Annotated in this window: 10 protein-coding genes; 2 read left to right on the top strand and 8 right to left on the bottom strand. The window is 40.4% G+C overall.

What is annotated here, in order from left to right:
• Positions 1-123: 123 nt before the first annotated feature.
• The 5 genes from PGY05_RS04180 to PGY05_RS04200 all read right to left on the bottom strand — a co-directional run bounded on the left by PGY05_RS04180 (position 124) and on the right by PGY05_RS04200 (position 3,503).
• Positions 124-834, bottom strand: a complete 711-nt coding sequence (locus PGY05_RS04180; protein ID WP_270475403.1) for a DUF6040 family protein — start codon at positions 832-834, stop codon at positions 124-126.
• Complete coding sequence (locus tag PGY05_RS04185) at positions 812-2,533, bottom strand: MobA/MobL family protein (protein WP_270475404.1); 1,722 nt, start codon at positions 2,531-2,533, stop codon at positions 812-814. The genes PGY05_RS04180 and PGY05_RS04185 overlap by 23 nt, the downstream gene beginning before the upstream one ends.
• Positions 2,509-2,814, bottom strand: coding sequence for a hypothetical protein (locus PGY05_RS04190; RefSeq protein WP_118024518.1), 306 nt, complete (start codon positions 2,812-2,814; stop codon positions 2,509-2,511). The genes PGY05_RS04185 and PGY05_RS04190 overlap by 25 nt, the downstream gene beginning before the upstream one ends.
• Complete coding sequence (locus tag PGY05_RS04195; protein ID WP_014080633.1) at positions 2,814-3,128, bottom strand: hypothetical protein; 315 nt, start codon at positions 3,126-3,128, stop codon at positions 2,814-2,816. Before PGY05_RS04195 ends, PGY05_RS04190 begins: the two co-directional genes overlap by 1 nt.
• Before the next feature lie 144 nt (positions 3,129-3,272).
• Positions 3,273-3,503 (bottom strand): helix-turn-helix domain-containing protein, encoded by a 231-nt coding sequence (locus PGY05_RS04200; RefSeq protein ID WP_003505382.1) that lies wholly within the window; start codon positions 3,501-3,503, stop codon positions 3,273-3,275.
• 174 nt (positions 3,504-3,677) lie between these two features.
• Here PGY05_RS04200 and PGY05_RS04205 point away from each other — a divergent pair, with 174 nt between their 5' ends.
• Positions 3,678-4,307: a helix-turn-helix domain-containing protein gene (locus tag PGY05_RS04205; protein ID WP_262581902.1), complete on the top strand. Its 630-nt coding sequence runs from the start codon at positions 3,678-3,680 to the stop codon at positions 4,305-4,307.
• Between the two features lie 160 nt (positions 4,308-4,467).
• Entirely contained in the window at positions 4,468-5,763 is a 1,296-nt protein-coding gene (locus PGY05_RS04210) for a tyrosine-type recombinase/integrase (RefSeq protein ID WP_270475405.1), read from the top strand.
• Between the two features lie 151 nt (positions 5,764-5,914).
• Here PGY05_RS04210 and PGY05_RS04215 read toward each other — a convergent pair whose 3' ends face one another.
• From PGY05_RS04215 to PGY05_RS04225, 3 genes are read right to left on the bottom strand one after another with little or no spacing between them, the layout of a single operon-like run.
• Positions 5,915-6,412, bottom strand: coding sequence for a hypothetical protein (locus tag PGY05_RS04215; protein ID WP_195251523.1), 498 nt, complete (start codon positions 6,410-6,412; stop codon positions 5,915-5,917).
• Between the two features lie 26 nt (positions 6,413-6,438).
• Positions 6,439-6,678 (bottom strand): hypothetical protein, encoded by a 240-nt coding sequence (locus PGY05_RS04220; protein WP_055262113.1) that lies wholly within the window; start codon positions 6,676-6,678, stop codon positions 6,439-6,441.
• Positions 6,630-6,965, bottom strand: coding sequence for a DUF6017 domain-containing protein (locus PGY05_RS04225; protein WP_195251252.1), 336 nt, complete (start codon positions 6,963-6,965; stop codon positions 6,630-6,632). The genes PGY05_RS04220 and PGY05_RS04225 overlap by 49 nt, the downstream gene beginning before the upstream one ends.
• Positions 6,966-7,405 lie beyond the last annotated feature (440 nt).

Raw genomic sequence — 7,405 nt, forward strand, 5'->3', positions numbered from 1 at the left:
AAATGAAGGCGCAAAAGAGCCGCCCATAAAATAGTAGCTCTATGCGTCAGCTATTTTACGGGCGGTATTCTTTATTAAGAATATATTTAAGTAAATGGACTGCTTTTACTAATACATTTATTCTTAATAGTATCCCCTTGTTTCCCGCCATCCCTTTACATACCACCTGATTCCAACATATACTAGTTGCACGAATAATAAGAGAAATAGCAGATTGATTGGCAATACTGCCTTTATCCAATCCCAAAAGTAGATAGCTATTGCCATACTTACGAGTATCACCATTATGGTAATCATATCCCAACAGTATTTCTTATATAGCCCTGCAATCTTTATTTCGATGAATGCCAAAAGTATTCCCACACCCACCAGACATCCACCGGAAATCAGTATTCTTATCATCCAGTATATAATTCCGGCAACGACAGGATTGGATATTCCATTGCTAACTTGTGCCACATTCTTCCCTGCCAGTATAGTCAATCCTGCAATGTTCTGTATAAAAGTGGCAATTGTATCAAAGAATACCACGCAATCAGAAATAAATATTTTTGACCGTATCATCTGAAAAAGAGTAGTTGATACGGAATACCATATCAGCAGAAACATCAATGCTTCATATATAGCTGTTTTTGCTTTATATCTGCCTGCCAGTTTTTCTCTCTGTGTATCATACCTTTCCTTAGCTTTCAGATAAGCTGTCTGTTTACAATTCCCGCACTTTTGATAGAGCACCGGCTTTTCAACCGGTATCTCTACTTTTTTCTGATGGGAGAGTGCATAATCCCGTTCCTGTTCTGCCTGTCTCTGCTTATCTCGACATTCCTCTATCATGGCTTGGGCGGTGTGCGTTTTCTTTTTCTCGCTCTGCAATAATTCTTTTGTTTTCCTCAAGTCGTTCTTTAAGGCTTGAATGTTCCCTGCTCTGTTCTCGCTGTTTAACCTCTCGTTCAAGGTCAGCGATTCGTCGAGCTGCACTTTCAGTTCCTCGATAGTCCGGTCTTTCTGGTCGAGTTCTTCCTGCATCTGCTCCGTCAGCAGTAGCAATTCTTCCAGTTGATCGTTGCTCTTTGAGTTTTCGTATTCTACCATCTATATCCCTCGCTTTCTCTATCTGCTGTTCAATGTCAGCAATTCGCTGTTCTGTTTCTGCAATAGCCGGTTCTCGCTGTTTAATTTCTGTGCTAATTCCTGCCATTGCTGATTCTCGTCTGTAAGTCGCTGTATCTGGTCTGCCTTTTCTTCCAGAAGCATCAGCAGTTCTTCTGTATCCGGCAAGATTTGAAGCAGCTCTGATAATTCTTTCTCTAATTGCTGCAATCGTTCTTCCTGCTCCTGAAAGCACATCAGCTTCTCGTCCTTTTCCTGTATCTCCTGAAGCATCTCTGCCATGATATTCTGTTGTCCCTCTATCTGTGTAATCATTGCTTCCATCATGGGAATTACTTCTTTGCTTTCTTCTAATGTCATTCAAACACTCCCTCCACATAGACAATGCACCGGATACCTTACCAAAGGTTGCAATTACCTTTTGCAGCAGTGCATTTTGTTTTTTAATCATCTGGTTTTCCTCAACCTTCCATGAACCTTTCCTTATCTGTCCGGTGAGATATTTTTCCTCAATCTTTCTTGCATCCGCACCCTCATGAATCGTAGGGACTTTTAATTTGCCCTGTCTTTCATAAGAGCGGTGGTCAATCTGATTGTCTATGGATAAATGCCGGTTACACATCCTAGCCCATTCGCTTCGCCATAACTCACAATTCTTTGGATTATTCCAGCCGGTAGCATCGGTCAGAACCCGTTTCCATTGTTTTCGGTTTCTTGCCCCGACTTTCTGTACTCCGTTTTCATCAAGTACCGGAATGCGGATTCCATGCCGGTCAGGATTTTTCTTATCCTGCCACCAGTCCGGGTGGGATTCATCAACCACGATATTTCCGTCAGTATCTCTGACAAAATCCCAGTCCTTGACTTCCTTGTTGCCCCATGAGTGGTCTGGATTGAATGGTCGCATGGTTACAAGTAAATGCACATGTGGATTTCCATCGTTCTTATCGTGTATGCTCCAGTCGACACACATTCCCTTATCCACGAAAGTCTTTTGAATATATTCGGTTGTATAATCAATCTGTTCCTGTCTGCTCCATTCTTTCGGCAGGGAAAATTCAAATGAGCGTCCAAGCTGTGCATCTGCATTTTTTTCTATCTTTAAGACCTCATTCCATAGACGCTGTTTCTGAAATGTGATTTTAAACTTTTCCAGTGCGGCATCTTTATCATCCGCTCTTTTATAACGGATAGACTGTTGAAACCTTTTTATATTTTCTTCCGGTACATGCAGCCATTCAGGAGGTGCATTTTCGCACATCATCAGACTGGTGTAGACGACTTCCTTTTTGGAAGTATAGTAACTGATTCTGCCTGTTTCCTCATTCTTCATCACATCTCCATTAAGATATGCCGATGCGGATATGACAGATTTTCCTTTACTGCGCCCGACAATCTTTACTGTAAAGTGAAATATCGCCATGATACGATTCCCCCTTTCTGCCGTATCCGGCATTGATTTCCGACAGCATCTTCTTCTGGTTTTGCAGGAGTGAAGCTGTCGGAACGCCCTCTGCGCAAGAGTGCCCCCTGCGGCATGAGCAGGTCTGGCTGAAAGCCCCGCCGACGGAACGAGCCCGGCAAGCGTAAGCGCAGACCGGTTGCCACTTGTGGCAAACTTATAAGGACGACCTCTGGTTGTCCATAAGTGCGCCCTTCATTCAAAGGCAATGAAGGGAATGGAAAAACCACTCCCTCCGCCATTACACTTCCTCCATATCTGTAAGTGGCTCTTTCTGCATCGCCTTTGAGAAAAACTTTCCGTTTGTTTCCTGCCTTTTTAAGAAGCCTATCAACTTTGGTAAATCTTCCTCCTCAATCGGACAGCCAAGAACCGATTCCACTGCGCCACCAATCTGACAGAGCCTGTGGGTTCGTTTTTTACTTTCCTCTGCTTTCTTTCGCTTTTCCAGTTCCTTCCGCTGTGCAATGAGCTTTTTTGTAGCTTCAATGCTTTCCTGTTCCTTTTTCTCTAATGCACGTATTCTTTCTTCATAAGTCTTTGTTGATTTCGCCATATCGTCTTCATCCTTTCTTTTTCCGATAAACAACAGTTCCCGGTTGCATATCAGTAGAAGCACATGGTATAATCCTCTTGCGTGTAGGTATATCATGGCTTCGGTCTGATAGAACCTTTGGCGGTTTCTTAGGAAGCCGCCTTTTTAAGTTGCCACATTTCTTGTGACAGCTTTTACATTTCCTTTATCCCTCAGATCACGCCCCTCGTTGGCTTCCATGAACTTTTCCAGAATGTCAGTTTTAATAAGGACTTTTCTTCCGACCTTTAATACCGGAAGCTTCTTCCATTCAACCAGCTTTCTCAAAGTGTTTCTGCCAATTCCTGTATAGTCGGCTGCTTCCTCGATGGATAATGCAATCTTTCTTTCCGTCATCTTGTCACCTCCTTATAAATTGCATTATGCAATTTTTGTTGTGCTGTTAGTATAGCGGTTTTATATTGCGTTGTCAAGCGTTATGAAATTTTAAAAATAATCATTAAATTGCATATTGCAATCATGTGAGGTACATGCTATAATTCATACATACCGAAAAAGGAGGCAATCAGCATGAAAGATAAAGAACTACGCAAGCTGATAGGTAGCAGGGCAAAACAGCGTCGTCTGGAATTAAATCTGACACAGCCTTATATTGCAGAGAAGATGGGAGTTACCGCTTCCACAATCCTGCGTTATGAGAATGGTTCGATTGACAATACCAAAAAGATGGTGCTGGAAGGTCTTTCGGAAGCACTTCATGTATCTATTGAATGGCTCAAGGGGGAAACCGATGAATACGAAACCGATATTACGGATAAGAAAGAATTACAGATTCGTGATGCAATGGGCGATATTCTCAAACAGTTACCTCTCGACCTTAGTAAAAAGGAAGATGCTTTTTCCAAAGATTTACTGCTGTTGATGTTAAAGCAATATAACCTGTTTCTGGAATCATTCCAGTTTGCCTGCAAGAATTACAAGGGCAACACGAATGAAGCGGATATTGCAAAGGCAATGGGATTTGAATCGAATGATGAATATAACGAGATTATGTTTCTCCGGGAGATCACCCATACCGTTAATGCCTTTAATGATATGGCAGATATTGTAAGGCTCTATTCCAAGAAACCGGAAATGGCAGAACAAAGGCTTGAAAATCTTTTATCAGAAGTTTTGTATGAGAATTCCGATTCGGTATAGAACGACAACCGGAGTTATGATACAATGAGCACGAGCAAGTCAGGCTGTTTACAGATTTGACGAGCGGCGAATTGGCTTATGGACTTGTCCATAAGATGCCTACACGCAAGAAGCATTTCATCAGTTCCGATTGTCTGATATCGAAAGGAGACACACGATTATGGCAAAAGGATCTGTAAGAAAAAAAGGAAAGAAATGGTACTACCGCTTCTATGTAGAAGATGCAAGCGGCAATCTGGTTCAGAAAGAATACGCTGGAACAGAAAGCAAAAGTGAAACGGAAAAACTGCTCCGTCAGGCAATGGACGAATACGAAAGCAAGAAATTCATTGCAAAGTCGGAAAATATTACAGTTGGAGAATTACTTGATATATGGGCAGAGGAAGAATTAAAGACCGGTACGCTCAGTAATGGGACAGTCCAGAATTACCTCGGTGCTATTACCAGCATCAAGAAGCATCCAATTTCAGAGAGAAAGTTGAAAAATGTAACATCTGAGCATTTACAAGCCTTCTTCGATCTGCTTTCCTTTGGTGGCACTTATCCCGATGGTTCAGAAAGAAAAGGTTACAGCAAAGATTACATCCGTTCTTTCTCGGCAGTATTACAGCAGTCATTCCGATTTGCAGTATCACCAAAGCAATATATCACTTTCAATCCGATGCAGTATATTAAGCTGAAATACCAGACGGATGAGGTTGACCTGTTTTCCGATGATGACATGGATGGCGATATACAGCCAATTCCACGAGAGGATTATGAAAGACTGATTGAATTTCTACAGGATTACAATCCACCGGCAATTCTTCCAATCCAGATAGCTTATTATACAGGACTTCGTATCGGTGAAGCGTGTGGTCTGGCATGGCAGGATGTGAATCTTGAAGAACAGTGCCTTACAATCAGACGCAGTATCCGATATGATGGTTCAAGGCACAAGAATATCATCGGACCAACCAAGCGAAAGAAAGTAAGGATTGTTGATTTTGGAGATACGCTGACTGAGATTCTTCGCAATGCCCGAAAGGAACAGCTTAAAAACCGAATGCAGTACGGAGAACTTTACCACAAAAACTACTACAGAGAAGTAAAAGACAAAAACAGAGTTTACTATGAGTTCTATCATCTGGACGGAACAGAGAACGTTCCAGAGGATTATAAGGAAATATCCTTTGTCTGCTTAAGACCGGATGGAAGTCTGGAACTGCCAAGCACGTTAGGAACTATTTGCAGGAAGATTGCTCAGAAACTGGATGGATTTGAAGGATTTCATTTTCACCAGCTGCGACACACCTACACAAGCAACCTTCTGGCAAATGGAGCAGCACCAAAGGATGTGCAGGAACTTTTAGGACACTCAGATGTCAGTACCACCATGAATGTCTATGCACACTCTACAAGAAAAGCCAAGCGGGAATCCGCAAAGTTACTTGATAAAGTGGCAGGCAACGACTAAATGAAACTTTCCCTTATTTCCCTTACGATTATCTCATAAGGGCAAAAATAAGGGAAAATACATATCATTTCACTAATGAATGGACTGGAAAGCCTGTAAAATAGGGAAAGTTAGAAAGATATTTCTGCAAACTTGAATTTATATATTTGTTTTAATACCATGTTATATTATCAATTTCATTTAGTAATTTTTCCCAATTACTTTTTTTGTTCCATTCAATTTTTCCTTCTATAATGGAACCTAACTCTATATCAAAGCATTTTTCATTACGATTAAAAAATTTCCAGTTCAACCCATTGGTATATATAACTTTTCTAAATGACTCAATATGCCCACGTAATTGTTCATCTTTATCATTTAAAGCTATTGTTGGCATTTTAGCTTCTATACATCCATATATAAGAGCATCTTGAACTTTTTTTCTTTCAAGCAATACAAAATCTGGGAAACCTGAAAGGCCATAATATTTTGCTGAAATTTCACTTCTTTTTCTTGAGGACACATCTCGTACAGATAATTTCTGCTTATTTTTAGATTCTCTAATTACACTTGCAATTAGTGAATAGAGTTCAATTTCCACACAAGCATTTTGAATAAAAGCTAACTCTATTTCTTCTTTAAAATCATCAAAATTTCTTGCTATTGACATTATATCAACCTCCACAAATTCCGATTTCACGATATCATTTCTAATACAGATTTTACCGTATTTTTTAGATTCAGTCCATCTTTTAATCCCAACCGATAGAAAAACTTTTCTGTATCTGCTCCACTGCTGAAAATTGCATTACAGTATTCCGTAATCACTTCTTCCTGTTCTGGGGATAACGTTTCCAGTAATTCCTGGTATTTCTTTTCAATCTCACTTACTGGCTCTTTACCAACACAATATTCACCGCTGCAAGTACCAGCCAAACAGAAGCTGCAATAATTCGAAATGGCAATTTTATCAAAAATCTCAACATATACTGCCGGATATTCTTCACTTTGCTTGTACTCCTGTCAAGACTGAAAAACACATACTGGATGTGTTCATACCCGACTTTCAGCAAACGGCTCTTGACCACTTGTGTAGGCACAGCTTCCCCGTTGATCTGCTGATATGGCTTTGTCGAACATATTGCATCCAGCATCAGCTCTACCAGCTCTTCTACCGTCCCGATTTTGATACGATACCGATTGCATCTGTTGCTTTTATCCATTGCTACGGTGTCAGCGTAAAAGCATTATCACCAGATTCTGCTTTAAACCTATCAAATTCGATAGGTTTAAAATTGGTCATCTGCCTTGTACTCAACAAAACTTTCCGGAAGTGCAATGATAAACTCCCGTCCTTCAATACACTTCCCAGCTGTTCCGCTTGTATTCAGTATTATCGTATGGATTATGGCATGGACCAAAAAAGCACTCGATAAAAAGGAGGGGATCCTGATGTTGATCCTCTATGCCATTTATGTTGTATATATCTGTATACGATAAATATGAAAATTGATTCACTGATGTGATAAAATTCTACCTTTATATTGGAAACAGAAAACAGAAAAATCGCTTGCCGGCAGATAAATTTCTGCCGGCAAGCGATTTTTATTTTTTCAATTAAAATCCTGTCAATCTGAAAAACATCAATTCATTTGCTGATCCG

Source organism: Coprococcus sp. AF51-11b1, from assembly GCF_027682785.1.
Classification (GTDB): domain Bacteria; phylum Bacillota; class Clostridia; order Lachnospirales; family Lachnospiraceae; genus Allocoprococcus; species Allocoprococcus comes.

Bases quoted from the DNA above. Each gene is read 5' to 3' on its own strand.
- PGY05_RS04180 (WP_270475403.1), bottom strand. From the start codon at position 834: ATGATAGAGGAATGTCGAGATAAGCAGAGACAGGCAGAACAGGAACGG.
- PGY05_RS04185 (WP_270475404.1), bottom strand. From the start codon at position 2,533: ATGGCGATATTTCACTTTACAGTAAAGATTGTCGGGCGCAGTAAAGGA.
- PGY05_RS04190 (WP_118024518.1), bottom strand. From the start codon at position 2,814: ATGGCGGAGGGAGTGGTTTTTCCATTCCCTTCATTGCCTTTGAATGAA.
- PGY05_RS04195 (WP_014080633.1), bottom strand. From the start codon at position 3,128: ATGGCGAAATCAACAAAGACTTATGAAGAAAGAATACGTGCATTAGAG.
- PGY05_RS04200 (WP_003505382.1), bottom strand. From the start codon at position 3,503: ATGACGGAAAGAAAGATTGCATTATCCATCGAGGAAGCAGCCGACTAT.
- PGY05_RS04205 (WP_262581902.1), top strand. From the start codon at position 3,678: ATGAAAGATAAAGAACTACGCAAGCTGATAGGTAGCAGGGCAAAACAG.
- PGY05_RS04210 (WP_270475405.1), top strand. From the start codon at position 4,468: ATGGCAAAAGGATCTGTAAGAAAAAAAGGAAAGAAATGGTACTACCGC.
- PGY05_RS04215 (WP_195251523.1), bottom strand. From the start codon at position 6,412: ATGTCAATAGCAAGAAATTTTGATGATTTTAAAGAAGAAATAGAGTTA.
- PGY05_RS04225 (WP_195251252.1), bottom strand. From the start codon at position 6,965: ATGGATAAAAGCAACAGATGCAATCGGTATCGTATCAAAATCGGGACG.